The organism is Pseudomonas sp. 22515 (genome assembly GCF_052044625.1).
GTDB lineage: Bacteria > Pseudomonadota > Gammaproteobacteria > Pseudomonadales > Pseudomonadaceae > Aquipseudomonas > Aquipseudomonas alloputida.
In genome coordinates this window covers 56,589-75,487 of sequence record NZ_JBQENN010000029.1, presented here as the reverse complement: position 1 = coordinate 75,487, position 18,899 = coordinate 56,589, and the positions used below count along the sequence as shown (strand labels likewise).

Here is an 18,899-nt window from a genome sequence, read left to right as displayed (position 1 = left end):
ACCAGTTCGGTAATCTGGTTGAGCACCTTGTGCACTTCCGGCATGACGTTCACGCCGTTGACGCTGAGTTTGTCACCTACAGGCCGGCGCAAGGCGGTGTGCAGCACCGGGCGGCCTTCGGAGGCGTTAATGATCTCACCACCGAACATCGACTTGATGGCGTCCTGCAGGCCTACTTCATTGGCAAGGCTGACCAGCAGGTCGCGGCTTTGCTCGGTGATCAGGTTTTTTGAGTAGTCGAGGAACAGGCCGCAAGCGCTAAGGGAAAACTGGTCGAAGCGCTTGGCATCGGCGGCAAAGGCTTCGGACATGCTGAAGCCTTGCATGGCTTCGCGGTGTTGCTGAAGCGCCTTCCAGGCTGGCAGAGCAGTGACATCGTGAGGTGTACGGTAGAACGCCATTGCAAAAAGATCCTTGATACGGGTAAAGCCAGAACCTATCAATCGTTGTCAGGTTCCACGTCGGCGACATTATAGGCAATGCCCATGCGCAAGAAAGGGAAAAGCCGCATTCATGCGCGCAAAATACCGCTCACAAACGCCTGGCAGCCTCGCCATGCTCGAAAGGCAGCAGAAAAATTGTAGAATCGGCACAACCACGGTTAGCAAGGGCGCGCTGACTATTATCCCTTTGCCATGTCCTGCGGGTTGCCCCCTAAGGACCTATCGAGTAAAAAATGATCAAGATCAACTCCACAATCGAATGCTCCAACTCGGCTCCTTTTGTGCTATTCGGCGGCATCAACGTGCTCGAGTCTGAAGACCTGGCCCTTACTGCCTGTGCAGAATATGTGCGCGTCACGCAGAAGCTGGGCATCCCGTATGTGTTCAAAGCCAGCTTTGATAAAGCCAACCGCTCATCGATCCATTCCTACCGTGGCCCCGGCATGGAAGAAGGGCTGCGGATCTTTGAAAAGGTGAAGGCAGAATTTGGCGTGCCGATAATCACCGACGTTCACGAAATCTACCAAACGTCCCCGGTGGCGGAAGTCGTCGATGTGCTGCAGCTGCCGGCATTCCTCGCCCGTCAAACAGACCTAGTTGTTGCCTTGGCCAAAACCGGCAAGCCGGTGAACATCAAAAAGCCCCAATTCCTCAGCCCTTCGCAGATGCAGAACATCGTGCATAAGTTCAAGGAAGCGGGTAATGACCAGTTGATCCTTTGCGACAGGGGCACTTGCATGGGCTACGACAACCTGATCGTGGACATGCTTGGCTTCGGCGTCATGAAGCGTACTTGCCAAGATCTGCCGATCATCTTTGACGTCACTCATGCCCTGCAGAATCGCGACCCATCGGGTGCGGCTTCTGGCGGTCGGCGCGAGCAGGTGGTAGAGCTGGCACGTGCCGGCATGGGAGTCGGATTGGCTGGCCTGTTCCTGGAAGCCCACCCAAACCCTGATCAGGCCAAGTGTGATGGCCCGAGCGCACTGCCATTGGACAAGCTGGAACCCTTCCTGGCACAAATCAAAGCGCTGGATGATCTGGTAAAATCATTCCCGCAATTGACTATTGCCTAATCTACGACGGTGAGTAAAGCCGCTTCTGGACAAGAAGCGGCTGCCTACCCAGGCAACGATAATTACCGGCTGTTTCACGCTACGGGATTGCCGTCAAAAATCTCGACGACGCCAACAATAGCCCCGCAATCGTCGACCACCGCCAAGGCACGGATTTTGTTCTCCAGCATGTAAGCTTCAGCGACCGACACGCGGCAATCCGCTGGAATGGTGTGGGGGTTCAGCGTCATGAACTCAGTTACAGAGGCATGAATAACCTGGTTATTTTTTAACAAGGCACGACGCAGGTCGCCATCCGTTACAATACCGACAAGTTCATTACCATCCATCACCATGGCTAAGCCAAGCCGGCTTTGCGTCATCATCAGCAGGCAGTCTTGAAAACTGCTCGCTGGCGAAACAATCGGTGCCGGCGAGTGCATTACGTCAGCTACGCGAGTCAACAATTTTCGACCAAGGCTTCCGCCGGGATGGTAACGGGCAAAGTCCATCGGTTTGAACTGATTCGCGGTAATCAGAGCCACTGCCAGCGCATCCCCCATGGCCATGGTGGCTAATGTGGACGTGGTAGGCGCTAGGTTATTTGGACAAACTTCGCGATCCACCGAAATATCAAGCCAAATGTCTGCATGTTTGGCTAGAGTGGAGTTGCCGCTCCCGGTCATCGCAATAAATTTATTGCCGAATGACTTGAGGCTGGGAATCAGCTTGATCAGCTCTTCGGTTTCTCCGCTGTAACTTATCAGCACCAGCACATCAACGGGCTTGAGCATCCCCAGGTCGCCGTGAAAAGCTTCTGCCGGGTGCAGGAAGAAGCTAGGCGTACCGGTAGAGGCAAAAGTAGCGACCATTTTTTTGCCAATCAGGCCGGATTTGCCCATACCACAAACTACTGTCCGCCCTTCACAGGCAAGAATCAAATCGACCGCGCTTTGGAACTGACCATCAAGACGATCCGCTAGTTTGGCGACCGCCTGGGCCTGGGCAACGAGGGCTTCTTTGGCGATATCAAGATGGTTCATCTTCACTCTTTAACTCATTAACAAAAAAGGTATGCTTCAACGGGACGCGGCATCAACTGTCCTGCCGCTGCTGTTGGTAGATCCAGTCGACAATTTCTCCTTCCGGCACATACCCGTTCACTAGTTCACGCAACAGTTGCCGGATACGGCCAAAGTCATCCACCGCCACTGCATTGAGTAACACGGCAATACGTTCACGCAAGACGTCCCAAGTGACGTAGTCTTCATTCGCTACCATGATCATCGGGTGGACGGTAGGCGAAACGTCATCGCCAATCAACAACTCTTCAAAAAGCTTCTCACCTGGGCGCAACCCCGTGAACTCGATGGCGATATCACCATTGGGGTTACCCGGGCTACGTACGCTAAGGCCCGAGAGATGAATCATTTTCTCAGCCAGCTCAACAATTTTTACCGGCTCCCCCATGTCGAGAACAAATACGTCCCCGCCCTGCCCCATCGCCCCTGCCTGAACCACCAGTTGAGCGGCTTCGGGGATAGTCATGAAATAGCGGGTAATCTTCGGGTGGGTAACCGTAATTGGGCCACCGGCCTTGATCTGCTTGTGGAACAACGGGATCACCGAGCCAGAGGAGCCCAGCACATTGCCAAAGCGCACCATGGTGAAGCGGGTTTTGTTCACCCGGGCGATCTTGCTGCTGTCACCGTACATGACGGGTGCCGCCTCGCGGCTTAGTGCTTGCAGAATCAACTCGGAAAGACGCTTGGTACCGCCCATCACGTTCGTGGGGCGCACCGCCTTGTCAGTCGAGATAAGCACGAAGTTGGCAACGCCTGATTGCAAAGCAGCCTGTGCGGTACAAAGCGTGCCGAACACATTGTTGAGTATACCCTCCGCCATGTTGTGCTCAACCATGGGCACATGTTTGTAAGCCGCCGCGTGGTAGACGGTGGCTACCCGCCAAGTGGACATAACGTGGGCAAGATGCTGCTGATTGCGTACCGACCCCAGAATGGGCAGCAGTCGCACCGGCAGCGACTCGCGCGCAACGCGTTGCTCCAGCTCACTGAGGATGGCGTAGAGGTTGTACTCGCTGTGGTCGAACAGCAGCAATGTCGTTGGCCCAAGCCCTATGATCTGGCGGCAAAGCTCGGAGCCGATGGAGCCACCGGCCCCGGTGACCAGTACCGTTTGCTTGTGGATGCAGCGTTCGAGCAGCCCTTCCTTGGCGGGTACCGGGTCACGCCCAAGCAAATCAGCAATGTCCACGTCTTGGATGTCATCCACTTTGACCCGGCCACTTGCCAGGTCGGCAAAGGCCGGCACGCTGCGCACGTGCAACGGGTAAGGTTCGAGCAAGGCGAGAATCTCCTTGCGCCGGGCGCGCGATACCGAAGGCAGGGCGAGGAGGATTTCCTGTGCACCGGTTTCCTTGATCATCTGCTGCAGATGCTTGGGCTTGTACACCTGCAAACCGGAAATGACCCGATTGGCAAGGTCACTGTCATCATCAATGAACGCCACCGGGCGCATCGCCCGCCCCATGCGCAACGCTGCCAGCAGCTGGTTGCCGGCGGTGCCTGCACCATAGATGGCTACCTTGACCAGGCCATCATCGCGGTTGGCGAACGGTATCTGATGGGCGCCGGTAAACCAGTCACCCAGGAAATACTGGCGCATGATCAGGCGTAAACCACCAATGATGACCATGCTCAACCACCAATAGTTGAAAATGATCGAGCGCGGCACGATTACCTGATGGTTGCTGTACCAGTACACAACCACAGCCAGAATGAGCGATGACAGGGTAACGGCCTTGATAATGGTCACCAATGCATCATTGCCGAAGTAGCGCATCACCGCCCGGTACATGCCAAAACGAATGAACAGCGGAATGGCTACGAGGGGGGCAACCATGAACAACCAGGCGTGTTTGATGACCGGGTTGTACATTTCATCGATGCCCAGGCGCACGATAAAAGACAACCATAACGCCAACCAGATCAGCACCACGTCGGCGCACACTTGCACAAGACGCTTTTTCCGCCTGGACAAGTTAACTAGGTACTCACGCACCCTGCTGTTCTTTGCGTCGCTCATTCGGCTCTCCTCACCGCAAAAGGACCTCGATTGAACAACCGGAGCATGGCGCCCCACTGCGGGTCAAGCAGCCCTTTACGATGCCTTGCGTGCTTGGCCATCCTATTCTTGCTCCCCAGCCTGATAGGTGATTGCCAGCAATATCAGAGGCACATAAGCGAACAGGGTTCCCAGTGCGCCATCGAGGTTCAACAGCACTACCGTCAGGGCCACCGGTAGTAGCCAGACCAGGTTAATAGCCGCCACGGCCAGGCTCACCGGTCGATGGTGACCATGCCGGCGAGCCGCATACTGATAAGCATGGCTGCGATGCGCCTGATAAACCTTGTCACCGCGCAGCAGGCGCCGCACCAAGGTAAACGTGGCATCAACCACGAATACACCCGAAAGTATTAACCACCCCCAGAATAATAGCGGGTTTACCCAGCCTGCCACTAATGCCAGCAGCCCTAGCACGATACCCAGAAAGCCACTGCCGGCATCGCCCATAAAAATACGTGCGGGGGGGAAATTCCAGCACAGGAAGCCCGCCACAGTGGCCGCCAGTAATATCGGCAGCCACGCTGCCTCGGCATGACCAGTGAGCCAGTAGAGCAGGCTTCCGCCCATGCACACGCAGATGGCCTCGATACTGGCGATGCCATCAATGCCGTCCATGAAATTGTACAAGTTGAGCAGCCATACCAAATACAGCAAACCGATGGCGCTACCCAACCAGACCGGCGCCAGCAACAAGCCGAAAACGCTGAGCGGCGGCATCCCCCCTAGCCAGGCGAGCCCCCAAGCGGCCGCCGCAAAATGCCCCAACAGCCGCCAGCGTGCGGCGATGTGCCCGTGGTCGTCCATGAAGCCTATCAGCGCAACCAGCCCCCCCGCCCCCAACACACTGGTCAGCACTGCCGGAGCAACGTACCCGCCCCACCCCAGGCCCAGCAACGCAGCCAGGAAAGCGACCACGAAAGCCAAGCCGCCGCCTCGCGGGGTTGGCAAGGTATGCGAGCTACGCGCACTGGGGATGTCCAACAGGCTACGGGACAGCGCATAGCGGCGCAGCACGGCGGTCATCAAGCACGAGGCTACAGTTGCCAGCACAATCAGCCATATCATGGGCGGCGTGCACCCAGAAAAGATCGAGCGGTCATGTTCAGTCCTTGTTCCAATGTGCAAGGGGGGTACCAGCCTAGCAATTGCCGGTTTTTTTCAATGTCTACCTGCAGCGTGCCAAAGAGCCGCTGGGCAAGGTCTCGCCGGCCAATTAACAGCACAGCGCCGCGCAACAGGCCCGCGGGGACAGGCAACAGCCGAGCGGGCCGCCCGAGCGCAAGGCCCAGTGCACGTAGCAGTTGGGTGAGCGAGACATCGTCACCGTCGCTGGCCAGGAAGGTTTGGTTGGCAGCGCGAGGATGATCGATGCAGGTAACGACCAGGTCGACCAGGTTAGCCAACGAGACCAAGCTGCGACGGTTGCAAACCGCGCCGAACGGCAAGGGTACGCCACGCTGCAGCCAGCGCATCATACTGTGGAAATTGGCCTTGACGCCTGGCCCGTAGACCAGCACCGGTCGTATCACCACCACTTCCATGCCCGTGGCGGCCGCTAGCTGGCGCAGCCCCTGCTCCGCTTCGTGCTTGGACACGCCGTAGGCGTCCTGAGGTGCGGGGCTATCATCGGCACGCAGCGGCTGACCGGGCTGGCTGGATTCGCCATTGACCTTGATCGAGCTTATGAAAATAAAGCGCCGCACGCCTGCCGCCGCAGCCTGGCGGGCAAGGTTGAGGGTGCCGTCGACATTCACCCGACGGAACTCGGCCAAGCTGTCGCTGGCGGTTTCCTTCATTACATGTACACGGGCTGCGGCATGCACCACTAGGTCGACACCTGACAATGCCCGGGCCCAGTCGGTGGTGGCGCTCAAGTCCGCCACAGTCACCGCCTGAATACCGGCCACGGAGGCCCCGCCAAGGTCGCGCGATGCAGCCCGGATAGCGAAACTACCCAAGGTGGCCAGCTGGCGACACAGTGCGCCACCGACAAAGCCGCTAGCGCCTGTAACAAGTATTGTGCGTCTTTCCATGGGCTCGGTCTCAATTCACACAGGCCGCTTCGTGCCCGTTTCGCGGCGCAGGGCCACCCTCATAGAACAACGCATGAGCGACTGATCAAACAGAAACGCCTGCGGCAGTGCCTGAAAACGCAGACTGGCTGCCTACAACAGGCTACGGTAGAGATCGGCATACGCACCGGCCATGGCCGAAGCGGTAAATACTTCCTCATAACGTTGCAACGCCTTGGCCCCCATCGCCTGTGCCATGGCAGGGTCATCCCACAAGCGTTGCATGGCCTGCGCTAACGCTGCGGCATCCCGAGGCGGCACCACCAAACCGGTCTGGTCAGCCAGGTTGATGAAGGTCGTACCCGAGCCCATTTCGCAGCAAATCAGGGGCTTGCCATACATTGCCGCTTCCAGCAGAGAAATGCCGAACGACTCGGAACGCAGATGGGATGGAAATACGAATGCATAACACAGCTCCAGCAGCGCCGCTCTGTCATCGTCTGCCAGGCTGCCCAGGAACTGAACATTGTCAAGCCTGAGCTCAGCAGCCTGCTGCTTGAGCTGCGCTTCGAGGAAGCCACCGCCGATGATCACTACCGGCAGACGGTTGATAGACGCAGCCTGTAGCAGGTAATCCAGCCCCTTGTAGTACCGCAACGCGCCTACAAACAGGAAAAAGCGCTCGCTCATGCGTGCGCGCCAGTACGCCAGCTTTTCTACCGTCGCACTGGGATAGGTCGCCCGGTCCAGGCCGAACGGAATGATTGCAAGCTTGTCCTTGAAGCGTGTCAGCACCTGACTGTGCGCGGCATAGTTGGGTGAGGAGACAACAATACGGTCAACATTGGAAAGAAAACGGCTCATCAACGGCTGATACAGCTTGAGCAGCCATTTTTGCTTGATGATATCGGAGTGATAGCTGACCACAGTCGGCTTGTTCAGCCGCCCAAGAAAATGCACCAGGTCCATGTAAGGCCAAGGGAAGTGATAGTGCACAATGTCGGCCTGAGCCGCCAGCTCGGCGAAATCCTTGATCACCGACAGTGAAAAGCCCGTTGAAGCGACATGCAAGTCCAGCTTGGAGCGGTGAGTCAGGTGGCTGCCTACCGGTTCATTGCGCGCAGCCCCACGCGGGCTGAGGTATAGCACCTCTGATTGCACGCCGTGCTCACGGGTGCCTTCGGCGATCTGAAAAATGACCTGTTCGATGCCACCCATGGAGTCCGGGTAATACGTTTTAAAAAAATGCAGAACCTTGATCATCGTTCCTTGACCGACTTGTAAACCTCGACTGTACCCTGAGCGCAACGCTCCCAAGAAAAGCCACCGGCATGCAGCAGCCCCCGCTGCACAGCAGCAGACCGCCACGCTTCATCCTCGAGACCCTGGTGCAACAACCCGGTCAGGCCTTCTACATCATCGGGCGCGCACATCAACGCCGCCGAACCCGCTACCTCTGGCAACGACGAGCTGTTGGAACATACCACCGGTACCCCCGAGCTCATGGCCTCGAGCACTGGCAGGCCGAACCCTTCATAGTGCGACGGGAAGGTGAACAGCCGAGCGCCGGCAAACAGCAGCGGCAAGTCTTCACTGGCAACGAAGCCGAGGTAGCGCGCCCAGCCTTCCTGCTGTGCCTGGGCGATACGGCTGTGAATCGCCTCGCTACGCCAGCCATGATACCCACTGAGGATCAACGGCCAACGCTGGCGCAACGCAAGTGGCAAGCGGCCGTAAGCATTAAGCAAGGTCTCGATGTTTTTGCGCGGCTCGATGGTACCGACGAACAGGCTGTAGCCGCCTAGCTCCAGGCCGTGCCGTGCAAGGGTTTCACGCAATGCCTGAGGAGTCCGAGGATGGAACTGCGGCGAACTGGCCAGCGGTACCGCATGAATGCGCTCCAGTGGCCAGCCAAAGTAATCCGCCAACTCCTTCCGCGTGTGGTGCGAAACCGTGATCAGAGCGTCAGCACGCTCCAGGGTCAGCTTGAGCTCCTTTTGAAGGTAACGGGCAATCTGCGGCGTGTGGCAATGAGCCCAGGTAAAGGGCGACAGGTCGTGAAAGGTCGCCACTCTCGGCCCTGCAAACGGCGGCAGGTAGAAATTGGTGCTGTGGTAGATGAAGTCTTCATGGCCGCGCAACGCACGCTTGCGCAACAAAGGCATCAGGCGCCGATAAGCTTCAACCGCCAGGGCATTTTTCTGCACGAACCGCTTGAGCCCATGCACGGCGTCGGACTGGTCCGAAGGCTTGAGCAGTTCGGGCAAGAACCTGCTGCCAGCAAATAGACGCAGGTCACTGATTTGCTCGGCATGCTGCAGCCGTGACGCCAGTTCATAGGTGTAGCGCCCGATGCCGGTCAACGGGAAGCGGACCGACTCGACTGAAAGGATGAGCTTCATTGATCAGAAAGCATCCAACCCAAGGTTTCGTCCAGCGAAGGCGTATGCCACCCCGGCACAAACCCGCGCAGCTTGCCATTATCGCCACACAAGGTCTTGACCTCGTTGGCACGGACAAAGGCCGGGTTGACCTGCACGTCCAGCTGATGGCCGGTAATGGCGGAACACTTGGCGATAACCTCGCGCAGCGAATGCGTTTGCCCCGAGCTGACGTTGACTATCTGGCCCAGCGGGCGTGCCTCGATCAAGCCGCGGTACGCCTGCACGACCGCACGTACATCGCTGAAATCGCGCCATACGTCTAGGTTGCCGAGCTCGATGGTGTCGGCCTTGCGGCGAAAATGCGAAACAATCTTGGGCAGCAGGAAATTCTCTGCCTGCCCAACACCGGTGTAATTGAAAGGACGCGTGATGACGATAGGCAAACGGTCACACCACAGCCGCGCCATGTATTCCATGGCCAACTTGCTGACCGCGTAATCATTGGCCGGCGCTGGCGGGGTCTGCTCGCCCAGCATCCCTTCGGAAACGTTGCCATAGACGTTGGCACTGCTGGCGATCAACACGCACTCAGGCGTTTTGCCACAGGCCGCGATGGCTTCGAGCAGGTTGCGCGTGCCTATCAGGTTGACCTTGTAGAACGCGTCGGCGGTACCATGCCCGACAAAAGCGATGGCAGCCAGATGCACAACTACATCCGGCTGCAGTTCGGCCAGCAACGCGCGCAGGCCCTGCCCATCGGTCAGATCGACCTGGCGGTAGTCCGCAGCCGGCAACGGCTGGCTGCCTGTACCGAAGACTTCATAGCCGCCGGCCCGCAACTCGGCTGCCATGTAGCGGCCGGTGAACCCGTGAACACCTGTAATCAGCGCGCGCTTGCTAGCCTTTTGCATCAGAACGAGAACCCTTTTTCGTTACGACGCAGGTCGGCTTCGACCATCATGCGGCACAGTTCTTCAAGGTTTGTCTTAGGCTCCCAACCCAGAACGTCCTTGGCTTTGGCCGGGTTGCCGATCAGCAACTCCACCTCGGCCGGGCGGTAGAATTTTGGATTGATGGCAACCAGCACTTTGCCAGAGGCGGCGCAGGTGCCCTGCTCTGCCTCGTCCTTGCCGCTCCAGTTGATTTCGATACCGGCAGCTTTGAATGCCATGGTAACGAAGTCGCGTACGGTTTCGGTACGGTTGGTGGCCAGTACGAAGGTGCCTGGTTCGTCCGCCTGCAGCATGCGCCACATGCCTTCTACGTACTCTTTGGCAAAGCCCCAGTCACGCTTGGCATCAAGGTTACCCAGCTCGAGCTTGTCGAGCAGGCCCAGCTTGATTTTGGCGACGGAGTCGGTGATTTTGCGGGTCACGAACTCACGGCCGCGCAGTGGCGACTCGTGGTTGAACAAGATACCGCTGGTCGCAAAGAGGTTGTACGACTCGCGGTAGTTGATGGTCATCCAGTGGGCGTAGAGCTTGGCCACACCATAGGGACTGCGCGGGTAGAACGGGGTAGTTTCGACCTGTGGAATTTCTTGCACCTTGCCGAACATCTCGGAGGTGGACGCCTGATAGAAGCGGGCCTTCGGGTTGACGATACGGATGGCTTCCAGCAGGTTGACTGCACCCAGGCCCGTGATTTCGGCGGTGGTCAGCGGCTGCTCGAACGACACACCGACGAAGCTTTGCGCAGCCAGGTTGTATACCTCGGTAGCTTCGGTGGTTTGCAGCAGGCGGATGCTGGCAGACAGGTCGGTGAGGTCATACTCGACCAGATGCAAGTTGGGATTGGTGTGAATCCCTAGCTCCTCGATGCGCCAGAAGTTAACCGAGCTGGTACGACGATAGGTGCCGTAGACTGTGTAGCCCTTCTCCAGCAGCAGTTCCGCCAGGTAGGCGCCGTCTTGACCAGTGATCCCAGTAACGATTGCTTTCATGCGACTTAACCAACTCCGATAGTGCCGTGCGGGCATGTGTGTTTATTTGGCCTGACGCGGGCAATTCCAACCACGCGTATGAAGGTTAGACGAGGAAGTATACATAGGTCGGGCGGAGTACTCGACTCGCAAACAGATGTTGGCTACCCCGGCGCAAGTTCGGCCACCGGCCGATATTGCATAACCTTGGCACCCCCGTGCGCAAAGCAAGTGGGGGCACGCGCACGAAAGGCGCATCAGGATACGTGCCGTCGAAGGGCTGTTCCAGCACGGCACTTGTAGGAAGCATCTGAAATAGCCCCATAGCAGCCACCGCCCGGGTCGGCCTGCGCTAAGGTCGATGAAGCCAAACCATCTTGACCTCGCCTGACACGCAATGGGAACAGGACGCAAAAGGGACCGGGGCTAAATTGATACTGTGCGCTTCACTGGTTGGCGCTGCGCTTCAGCCCCTGAAGCGCAGACCCCCTCGCTTTCAGCGACTGGCGCCCAGGCGAGCAACCTCGCCACCGGGCAGGCTGGTCTCAGGCACCGGGCTCAACCAGACATTGACGTTATCCACACTTTCCTGATTCAACTCACCCGCCCAACGGTTGAGCAGGAATAGGTTGGTAATAAAGTCGTACTGCGTTTTCAGCAGGTCCCGGCGCGCCTTGAACTCGTTCTGCACCGCAGTAAGCACATCCACAGCATTGACCACACCGAAGGTGAACGCCTTCTGCGCCGCAACACTGGAATGCTGTGCCGATGACAGTGCGTTGCGGTTAGCCCGGATTTTTTCTACCGCGGCCTGTGCAGTCAGGTAGGCAGTGGTGGTTTCCTTGACCACCTGGCGCCGCACCCCTTCCAGCTGTTCCTCGGCTGCCAACTGATCATCATACAACCCGCGCACCCGAGCGGAAGTGGAGCCACCGCTGTAGATCGGGATCTTCACCCCAAACGAAGCCACATAACTGTCACTGCGCGGCGCCTGGGTATTGTCATAGCCCTGGTCGTTCTGCTGCGCACTCAAGCTTAACGACAGTTGCGGATAGTGCTCGCCCTTACCCTCGCGCACCGCTGCATTGGCTGCCTCTGCCCCGCTTTGATAAGACTTCAGCAACGGGTTGTTTTCAACTGCTTGGGTAACCCAGTTCTGTAAGGGCCGGGTGGGCGCCTGCAATGCCACGTCGTTGCGTACACGGCTGAGCGGCTCGGTAATCGGCCGCCCGACGATCTCGGCCAATGCCTCGCGGCTTACTTGCACCTGATTGCGCGCTTCCACTTCTTGCGCAAGCAAAAAATCTACCCGTGCCTGCATGTCGAGCTTGTCGGTGATTTTGGCCATCTGCCGTTCGAACATGCTGCTGACGCGATCAAGGTTTTTTTGGGTTGCCCGGCGCTCAGCCTGCACCAGCGCCAGCTCGTCGTCCGCAGCCAGCGCCACGAAGTAGCGCTTGGCGAGGTCGACTGTAGCCTCTGCCAGCGTGTCTTCAGCTTCATGACCTTTTTGATCCTTCACGCTCTTGGACTTCTGGTAGCGCTCCCAGGCTGGCTTGTTGTACAGGTACTGGGTGAGACTGAGCGAATAGGTTTCGGTGTTATAGAGGTCGCGCTCAGCCTCGTTCTTGCGCAGGATGCGGCTGGAGTTGGCATTGGCCGACACCTGGGGCAGCAGGCTACCCAGCGCTGCCCGCTGCTGTTCACTGGCAGAACGCGCACGCGCGTAAGCGGCAAGGACCCGCGGGTCCTCCAGGCGCGCCTCACGGTACAGTCCCGCCAGGTCCAACACGTAAGTCGAAGCCGAAACCCCTCTTGGCTGCTCACCAGCGGCATCCTTCCCTTCCATAGCCACCGCTTGCCAGGCGACCATGCACATCATCACTCCAGGTAACAAACGCAGCACAATCATTCCTCGATCAGCGATTCAGCGAACATGTTGCGCGCTGGTTTCAACAGGTACTGCAGCATGGTGCGGTCGCCCGCGTTGATGAGGACTTCAGCTGGCATGCCGGGTTGAAGCTTGCGGTTGCCAAGTTTTTTCATGCCGTCTTCAGTGACCTTGACGCGGACCAGGTAGTACTGGTCCCCCGAGCGCTCTTCGACCAGGCTGTCGGCCGAGATCCGCGTCAACTTACCTTCGATGACCGGCGTGGTGGCCTGGTTGAACGCAGAGAAGCGGACGTCCGCAGTCTTGCCCAACTCCAATCGGTCGATGTCCCGAGGGGCCACCTTGGCTTCAACCACAAGATCCGACTGAGCTGGCACGATATCCAGCAAAGGGGTAGCTGCACTGACCACGCCCCCAATGGTGTGCACTTTCATGTCCAGCACCATGCCGCTTTCCGGCGCGCGGATCACCACCCGTGACAAGCGATCACGCAACGCTGCTTCTTTTTCCTGCAGGTCGAATACCTGAGCCTGAACGTCCGACAGCTCCTTGGCCACGTCGGCATCGAACTTCTTCTTCAACTGCACGATCTGCAGTTCGGTCTCGACGATCTGCAGTTTGGTCTTGGTAATGCTCGACTGGTGGTCAGCCACTTCAGTCTTCAGCATGTCGAGCTTGCGCTCCTGCTCCAGCAAACGCTGGTTGTCAACAAAGCCTTCGGCCAACAACTCCTTCAACTGTTTGATTTCGCCAGAGTACGACTTGTTCAGGCCTGCTTTGGTGCGAATCATGTCGTTCAGACCGGCGATCTGCTGCTGCATTTGCTGGATCCGCTCACGGTTGACCGAGATTTCGCCCAGCAACGAATCGTGGCGGGCCTTGAACACCTGCTGCTCACCGGCCAGCGCTTCTTGCGCGCGGTCAGAATCGGTACCTTCCATTATCACCGACGGGATCGAATCCAAGCCGTCACGCTCGGCACGCAGGCGTGCCTCTTTATAACGGGCAACAATCAGTTGGTTGCGGGTGGACTCATACTCGGCGCTGAGCTGCGACTCATCCAGCACAATCAGCGGATCGCCCTTCTTCACCAGATCCCCATCGCGGGCATGCAGCTCTTTGACGATGCCGCCCTCCAGGTGCTGAACGGTCTTGCGGTAGTTCTGCACCGTAACCACGCCGGTGCCGTGCACGGCGTTGCTCAAAGGCGCGAAAGCCGCCCAGGTGCCGAAAATGCCGAAGGTGACAAAGACAACGGTCAGCCCGATGCGGCGGATGCCGCGATCCGACGTTGGCAGGTCGTCGAAATTGTGGTCGAACGTAGTGATTGCTTTACTGCTCATCTAGAAATCCTTTCAGGCGCCAGTGCTGGTGGTGGCGGCAGGCGCAACGGCCGCGGGCGCAGAGGGTGCAGCTGGCGGGGTAGCAGGGGCCTGAGGGCTCGCCGCCTTGCTGCCGCGCTGAAGCTTGGCTTGCTGGGCAGCCAGCTCGGCAATAACGCGGTCGCGCTCGCCATACAGCGAAATGGAGCCACCGGCCATGACCAGGATGCGGTCCAGCCGAGTGAGGATGTTGGGACGATGAGAGACAATGAACACAGTCGCGCCGGTTTCCTTGAGCTTCTGCAGGGCGACGCCCAGCGCACGTTCGCCCACATCGTCGAGATTGGAGTTCGGCTCGTCGAGCACGATCAGGCGCGGGTTGCCGTAAATGGCACGTGCCAGCCCGATTCGCTGACGCTGGCCGCCCGACAGGTTCACGCCGTCGCTGCCGATGACGGTGTCGTAGCCGTCAGGCAGCATCAGGATCATCTCATGCACACCCGCCATTTGCGCGGCCTGCACGACCTTCTCAGGGTCGATCTTGTCGAAACGTGCGATATTCTCGCTGATGCTGCCCTCGAACAGTTCGATGTCCTGCGGCAGGTAGCCCACGTAAGGGCCGAGGGCTTGCTTGTCCCAAGTGGATATATCAGCGCCATCGAGGCGTACGACACCGTGCTGCGGCGGCCAGATGCCCATCAATGCACGCACCAAGGTGGACTTACCGGCTGCGCTTGGGCCGACGATACCGACGATGGAGCCGGCGGGGGCTACGAAACTGATACTACGGAGCACCGGGGCTTTGGCGCCAGGCGGGGCGACTATCAGGTTTTCGACCTGAATGTGCCCCTCTGGGGCGGGTAGCGGCATACGCTCCGGCTCCTTATTGAGGTCGTCCATGACTTTATTCAGACGGTCATACTGCACCTTGGCAGCGACAAAGCCCTTCCAACTGTTGATCATTTGATCGATAGGGGACAGCGCCCGACCGAGCAACAAGGAACCTGCCATCAACAGGCCGGGATTGATTTCATGCTTAATGACGAGATAAGCACCTAAAGCCAACATCACCGATTGCGACCACATACGGAACATTTTCGAAATAGAGCTAACGACCCCGCCCTTATCGCTAGCCTGTGATTGCAGCATCATTACGTATCGCTGACGCTTGGCCCAACGGTTCATGAGTGTTTCGAGCATACCCATGGACTCGATCACTTCGGCGTTACGCAACGTCTTAGACGTGATCACATTAGACGCTACGTTTTCTTTGTTCGCTATAGCTAGAGCCTGACCCGTCACGCGATGATTAATCACTGCAAAGACGGTCAAAATTGATCCACAGGCCAACGTCATCCAACCAAACCATGGATGGAATAGGAACATGACGGCTGTATAAATGGGAAACCACGGAGCGTCGAAAAATGCGAACACGCCCGCTCCCGTGAAAAACTGTCGTAAGGACGTTAGGTCATTCAACGACTGCGCCGTAGCATCGCCCCCCCCACTCTGAAGCGATCGCTTGAAGCTGGCTCGGTACACATCCCTGCTCAACAGCACATCTAACCTATTGCTTATACGCACCATGATCCGCGACCGAACCCATTCGAGGGAGCCTAGCGTCAGCAACAGGACGGTCAGGATCAATGTCAGCATCAACAATGTTGACGTGCTGCCGGACGGCACGACCCGCCCGGAAACCTGAATCATGTACAAAGTAGGCACTAGCATCAGCGTGTTGACGAAGAAGCTGAAGAAACCGACCGAAAGGAAGCTGCTTTTACAAGCTTTGAGGGCAGCTTGCAGGTTATTTTCGGATTGTGAACTCATGGTATCCATACTGAGGTAGGCGAAAGCGGCGGGCAGTGTAACATCCGCATCGGGACAGCTGCGTGTCAGATTGTCCGGAAGCTGACTCGTTCCGTGACCAATCGCCTGAATCATAAAATTTTTGGCGAGAAATCTTGCTGATATTTTCCAGCCTCTGCATGCGTGAGCACGAGACGACAAACGGCTATCCATGCAGGAAAAGCTATTGAAGCCACGTCAAAAAAACCGCACCATGCAAACACATTGCGCTCAAACGATTCGTAAATCGTTGATTTTCGGATTCTTAAAGGTAATTTTCTTTAATCCTTGCGTTCCGGTCAGGTATCCCCAGCAGCCTGTGTCGAGTGCTGACTGAATCGCTAAGTTCCCAGCGGATATGAAATTTTTTTTAGAAATCTTGGTTGACAACATTTCCCTCGGACGGCATCTTCGCCACTCGCAGGGAGCCATCACTGGCCGTTTGGTGCACGCACGGGTTTGAGCAGGTTAGCTACCAGTGTTTTTTGTTTAAAAGGAGCTTAACAACGCCATGTCTATGCCTTCGCAGACCCTTGACGGCCTGAAAATCAGCTCTCGGGTTACGCTGCTCGAACCGGGCATGTACATCTTCCGCTACGCCTCGCAGCCCCCGGCAGACAAGCCCGTATGCATTGCCTTGCAGCAAGCACCACTGGGCAAAGGCTCCATCGATTTCTTCCCCGCCGAGGGCGTCAGCAAGAACATGCTGACCAAGCTGGGCGACACCATTGTGGCGCGAGTGAAAGGTGGCGTAACCACCGTGCTGATCACCGAATACCATATGTTCGACGAAGTGATAGAACCCGTCGACCTGCGCATCGACCGCATCGACACATCCCCCGCCATAATGCGCACCTACGCCGTGGTCGCCACCGCAGAGCCCGCGCAGGCTATTGCGGCCAGCTCCAAGCCCCTGCCCATCACGCTTACAGCGCACCTGAAAAAGGCGGGTGAAGTGATGTCCAGCGAGGGCTGGGTCGGCCTCCCGGGCACTGACGACTTCATCGAATCCTTTGCCGTCGATTGGGCTGAAAAGCCCGTCGGCGTGGATCTGCTCTATACCTGCATGGTGGCCGGCTCCGGCCCCTGCCGCAATGTCTCCACAGGCACTTTTGTCGGCGCTCGTGCTCAAGGCCTGCCGCTGCTGTGCGTAGGTTTTAGCCTGGTAGGGCCATTGCGCAAACACTATGAACTGACAGGCCTGGTGGTGTTCGGCAATGCCGAGCCACAGCGCCTGGTCGCCAATCAGATGATGCATGGCCCCACCGGCAACGAGCCGTTGGTGGCGCTGCATATCGCCTTGACCCCCGTTACGAAGATGAACGCTGCCCGCCTTAAGTCTCCGTGGGAAAACTCTGCAACCGAGCAGAACACTATTGCAGCGGGCCAGATGGCCTGAAGTAACAGGAATACACAATGCAATACGATAATCCCGTACAGAGCAGCGATCTGCTGGCAACCCTGACCGCCGAAAGCGCCAACCTCTCCGACTCCACCATCGAGGCTATCAACAGCCTGCTGAACCTGGATAACGTAGAGACCGTCGAAGTTGCTGGCATCAATGGCAACACCGTTCAGCTGCCGGAATCCGGCACTGCCAGCATTGTTCAAGGTACTGTCGAGGGCGCTAAAGGCGACCAGGTCATCGTCGACCTGGCTGCTGCTGAAGCCGCTGGCGTTAATGCCTACGTGCTGCAGTCGGATGCCAACCTGGTAGTCAACCTGGAAGGTAACTCCAACGCTGCACCTGCTGACGCCCAGGTCTTCGCTGCCTTGGCTGCAGTCGACACCTCGGCTATCGACCTGGTAGTTACCACCGGCAACGGTGACGACGTCATCACCGTCAAAGGCGACCAGAACACCCTGATCGACGCTGGCGACGGCAACGACACCATCGTGACTGGCAACGGCGACAATGTCGTTATCGCTGGCGCTGGCAATAACAACGTCACCACCGGTACCGGCGATGACACCATCATCCTGAGCGGTAGCAACCACGCTGACATCGTCAACGCTGGTGCTGGCTACGACGTTGTCCAGCTGGACGGCTCGCGCGATGACTATGCCTTCGCAGTCGGCAACAACTTCAACGTCAACCTGACCGGCAACCAAACCGCTTCGATCACCGACGCTGAGTTCCTGACCTTCGTCAACGGTGAAGAAGTTGAAACTGTTGCCCTGGCCCACAACGACGCAGAAGCTGCTGCCCTGCGCCTGTACCAAGGCATCCTGGACCGCGACGTAGACCAGGAAGGCGCCAAGTTCTTCACTGGTTATGTCAACAACGGTGGTTCGCTGACCGACGTTGCCAATGCCCTGCTGGATTCGTCCGAGTTCGCGGGTGTTAACAACGCCAATGACGTTAACGACCTGTACCAGGCCCTGCTGGGTCGCGGTGCTGCTGATGACGCCGCTTCCAGCGCCTGGACCGACCTGCTGGCCAACGGCGGTAGCCTGGCTGACGTAGCTGCTGCCATCTCGGTTTCGGCCGAAGCTCAGGCACTGGATGCGTCGAACGGTACCTTCGTTGAAAGCCTGTACGAAGCTGCCCTGGGTCGCGAAGCTGACGAAGCTGGCCTGCAGAACTGGGTATCCCAGCTGTTCAACGGCGCTAGCCGTGCCGACATCGCCCAGGCGATCGTAGGCTCTGCCGAAGCGGCGTCGAAAGCCAACTCCGACTTCATCGATTCGCTGTACCAGTCCGCTCTGGACCGTACTGCTGATGACGCCGGCAAGGCGCACTGGGCTGCTCAGCTGGAAGCTGGTGCTTCGCAAGCAGACATTGCCCTGGCAATCGTTGGTTCCGACGAAGCCGTTGCTCACAACGACAACGTTGTTGTACTGCACGGCCAAGTTTAACTAGCCCTGCTGTAGCG

The 18,899-nt window shown here is 57.9% G+C and carries 14 protein-coding genes and 1 pseudogene; 3 read left to right on the top strand and 12 right to left on the bottom strand.

Annotated elements, in window-relative coordinates; genetic code table 11:
• Window positions 1-401: pseudogene (locus tag ACTJJN_RS22875) on the bottom strand (glucose-6-phosphate isomerase); the annotation flags it as partial.
• A gap of 275 nt (window positions 402-676) precedes the next feature.
• Between ACTJJN_RS22875 and kdsA the strand changes: the two are divergent.
• The gene (gene kdsA / locus ACTJJN_RS22870; RefSeq protein ID WP_019752268.1) at window positions 677-1,519 is read left to right on the top strand and encodes a 3-deoxy-8-phosphooctulonate synthase; all 843 of its coding nucleotides are present in this window, start codon (window positions 677-679) and stop codon (window positions 1,517-1,519) included.
• Between the two features lie 74 nt (window positions 1,520-1,593).
• Here kdsA and ACTJJN_RS22865 read toward each other — a convergent pair whose 3' ends face one another.
• The 11 genes from ACTJJN_RS22865 to ACTJJN_RS22815 form a co-directional block, all read right to left on the bottom strand.
• Window positions 1,594-2,541 (bottom strand): KpsF/GutQ family sugar-phosphate isomerase, encoded by a 948-nt coding sequence (locus tag ACTJJN_RS22865; protein ID WP_049587275.1) that lies wholly within the window; start codon window positions 2,539-2,541, stop codon window positions 1,594-1,596.
• A gap of 52 nt (window positions 2,542-2,593) precedes the next feature.
• Window positions 2,594-4,603, bottom strand: a complete 2,010-nt coding sequence (locus ACTJJN_RS22860; protein ID WP_019752270.1) for a polysaccharide biosynthesis protein — start codon at window positions 4,601-4,603, stop codon at window positions 2,594-2,596.
• 102 nt (window positions 4,604-4,705) lie between these two features.
• A complete protein-coding gene (locus tag ACTJJN_RS22855; protein ID WP_440781649.1) occupies window positions 4,706-5,710 on the bottom strand; it encodes an MraY family glycosyltransferase in 1,005 nt (334 codons plus the stop codon).
• Window positions 5,707-6,678, bottom strand: coding sequence for a UDP-glucose 4-epimerase family protein (locus ACTJJN_RS22850; RefSeq protein ID WP_010952839.1), 972 nt, complete (start codon window positions 6,676-6,678; stop codon window positions 5,707-5,709). The genes ACTJJN_RS22855 and ACTJJN_RS22850 overlap by 4 nt, the downstream gene beginning before the upstream one ends.
• A gap of 132 nt (window positions 6,679-6,810) precedes the next feature.
• Window positions 6,811-7,920, bottom strand: a complete 1,110-nt coding sequence (locus tag ACTJJN_RS22845) for a glycosyltransferase family 4 protein (RefSeq protein ID WP_049587273.1) — start codon at window positions 7,918-7,920, stop codon at window positions 6,811-6,813.
• Complete coding sequence (locus tag ACTJJN_RS22840) at window positions 7,917-9,059, bottom strand: glycosyltransferase family 4 protein (RefSeq protein WP_010952837.1); 1,143 nt, start codon at window positions 9,057-9,059, stop codon at window positions 7,917-7,919. The genes ACTJJN_RS22845 and ACTJJN_RS22840 overlap by 4 nt, the downstream gene beginning before the upstream one ends.
• Window positions 9,056-9,952 (bottom strand): GDP-mannose 4,6-dehydratase, encoded by an 897-nt coding sequence (locus ACTJJN_RS22835; RefSeq protein ID WP_010952836.1) that lies wholly within the window; start codon window positions 9,950-9,952, stop codon window positions 9,056-9,058. The genes ACTJJN_RS22840 and ACTJJN_RS22835 overlap by 4 nt, the downstream gene beginning before the upstream one ends.
• The gene (gene gmd / locus ACTJJN_RS22830) at window positions 9,952-10,983 is read right to left on the bottom strand and encodes a GDP-mannose 4,6-dehydratase (RefSeq protein ID WP_440781648.1); all 1,032 of its coding nucleotides are present in this window, start codon (window positions 10,981-10,983) and stop codon (window positions 9,952-9,954) included. Before gmd ends, ACTJJN_RS22835 begins: the two co-directional genes overlap by 1 nt.
• A 475-nt stretch (window positions 10,984-11,458) precedes the next feature.
• Window positions 11,459-12,874, bottom strand: coding sequence for a TolC family outer membrane protein (locus ACTJJN_RS22825; protein ID WP_010952834.1), 1,416 nt, complete (start codon window positions 12,872-12,874; stop codon window positions 11,459-11,461).
• Window positions 12,871-14,196, bottom strand: a complete 1,326-nt coding sequence (locus ACTJJN_RS22820; RefSeq protein ID WP_440781647.1) for an HlyD family type I secretion periplasmic adaptor subunit — start codon at window positions 14,194-14,196, stop codon at window positions 12,871-12,873. The genes ACTJJN_RS22825 and ACTJJN_RS22820 overlap by 4 nt, the downstream gene beginning before the upstream one ends.
• A 12-nt stretch (window positions 14,197-14,208) precedes the next feature.
• On the bottom strand, window positions 14,209-16,005 hold the full coding sequence (locus tag ACTJJN_RS22815) for a type I secretion system permease/ATPase (protein ID WP_440781646.1): 1,797 nt from the start codon (window positions 16,003-16,005) through the stop codon (window positions 14,209-14,211).
• A 535-nt stretch (window positions 16,006-16,540) separates the two neighbouring features.
• On the opposite strand from ACTJJN_RS22815, the gene ACTJJN_RS22810 reads away from it, so the two are divergent.
• Window positions 16,541-17,422, top strand: coding sequence for a hypothetical protein (locus ACTJJN_RS22810; protein ID WP_049587270.1), 882 nt, complete (start codon window positions 16,541-16,543; stop codon window positions 17,420-17,422).
• A gap of 17 nt (window positions 17,423-17,439) precedes the next feature.
• Window positions 17,440-18,882: a DUF4214 domain-containing protein gene (locus tag ACTJJN_RS22805; protein ID WP_440781645.1), complete on the top strand. Its 1,443-nt coding sequence runs from the start codon at window positions 17,440-17,442 to the stop codon at window positions 18,880-18,882.
• Window positions 18,883-18,899 lie beyond the last annotated feature (17 nt).

Coding starts and splice junctions, on each gene's coding strand:
- gmd (WP_440781648.1), bottom strand. CDS start 10,983: ATGAAAGCAATCGTTACTGGGATCACTGGTCAAGACGGCGCCTACCTG.
- kdsA (WP_019752268.1), top strand. CDS start 677: ATGATCAAGATCAACTCCACAATCGAATGCTCCAACTCGGCTCCTTTT.
- ACTJJN_RS22845 (WP_049587273.1), bottom strand. CDS start 7,920: ATGATCAAGGTTCTGCATTTTTTTAAAACGTATTACCCGGACTCCATG.
- ACTJJN_RS22815 (WP_440781646.1), bottom strand. CDS start 16,005: ATGAGTTCACAATCCGAAAATAACCTGCAAGCTGCCCTCAAAGCTTGT.
- ACTJJN_RS22820 (WP_440781647.1), bottom strand. CDS start 14,196: ATGAGCAGTAAAGCAATCACTACGTTCGACCACAATTTCGACGACCTG.
- ACTJJN_RS22805 (WP_440781645.1), top strand. CDS start 17,440: ATGCAATACGATAATCCCGTACAGAGCAGCGATCTGCTGGCAACCCTG.
- ACTJJN_RS22865 (WP_049587275.1), bottom strand. CDS start 2,541: ATGAACCATCTTGATATCGCCAAAGAAGCCCTCGTTGCCCAGGCCCAG.
- ACTJJN_RS22825 (WP_010952834.1), bottom strand. CDS start 12,874: ATGATTGTGCTGCGTTTGTTACCTGGAGTGATGATGTGCATGGTCGCC.
- ACTJJN_RS22840 (WP_010952837.1), bottom strand. CDS start 9,059: ATGAAGCTCATCCTTTCAGTCGAGTCGGTCCGCTTCCCGTTGACCGGC.
- ACTJJN_RS22850 (WP_010952839.1), bottom strand. CDS start 6,678: ATGGAAAGACGCACAATACTTGTTACAGGCGCTAGCGGCTTTGTCGGT.
- ACTJJN_RS22855 (WP_440781649.1), bottom strand. CDS start 5,710: ATGATATGGCTGATTGTGCTGGCAACTGTAGCCTCGTGCTTGATGACC.
- ACTJJN_RS22835 (WP_010952836.1), bottom strand. CDS start 9,952: ATGCAAAAGGCTAGCAAGCGCGCGCTGATTACAGGTGTTCACGGGTTC.
- ACTJJN_RS22810 (WP_049587270.1), top strand. CDS start 16,541: ATGCCTTCGCAGACCCTTGACGGCCTGAAAATCAGCTCTCGGGTTACG.
- ACTJJN_RS22860 (WP_019752270.1), bottom strand. CDS start 4,603: ATGAGCGACGCAAAGAACAGCAGGGTGCGTGAGTACCTAGTTAACTTG.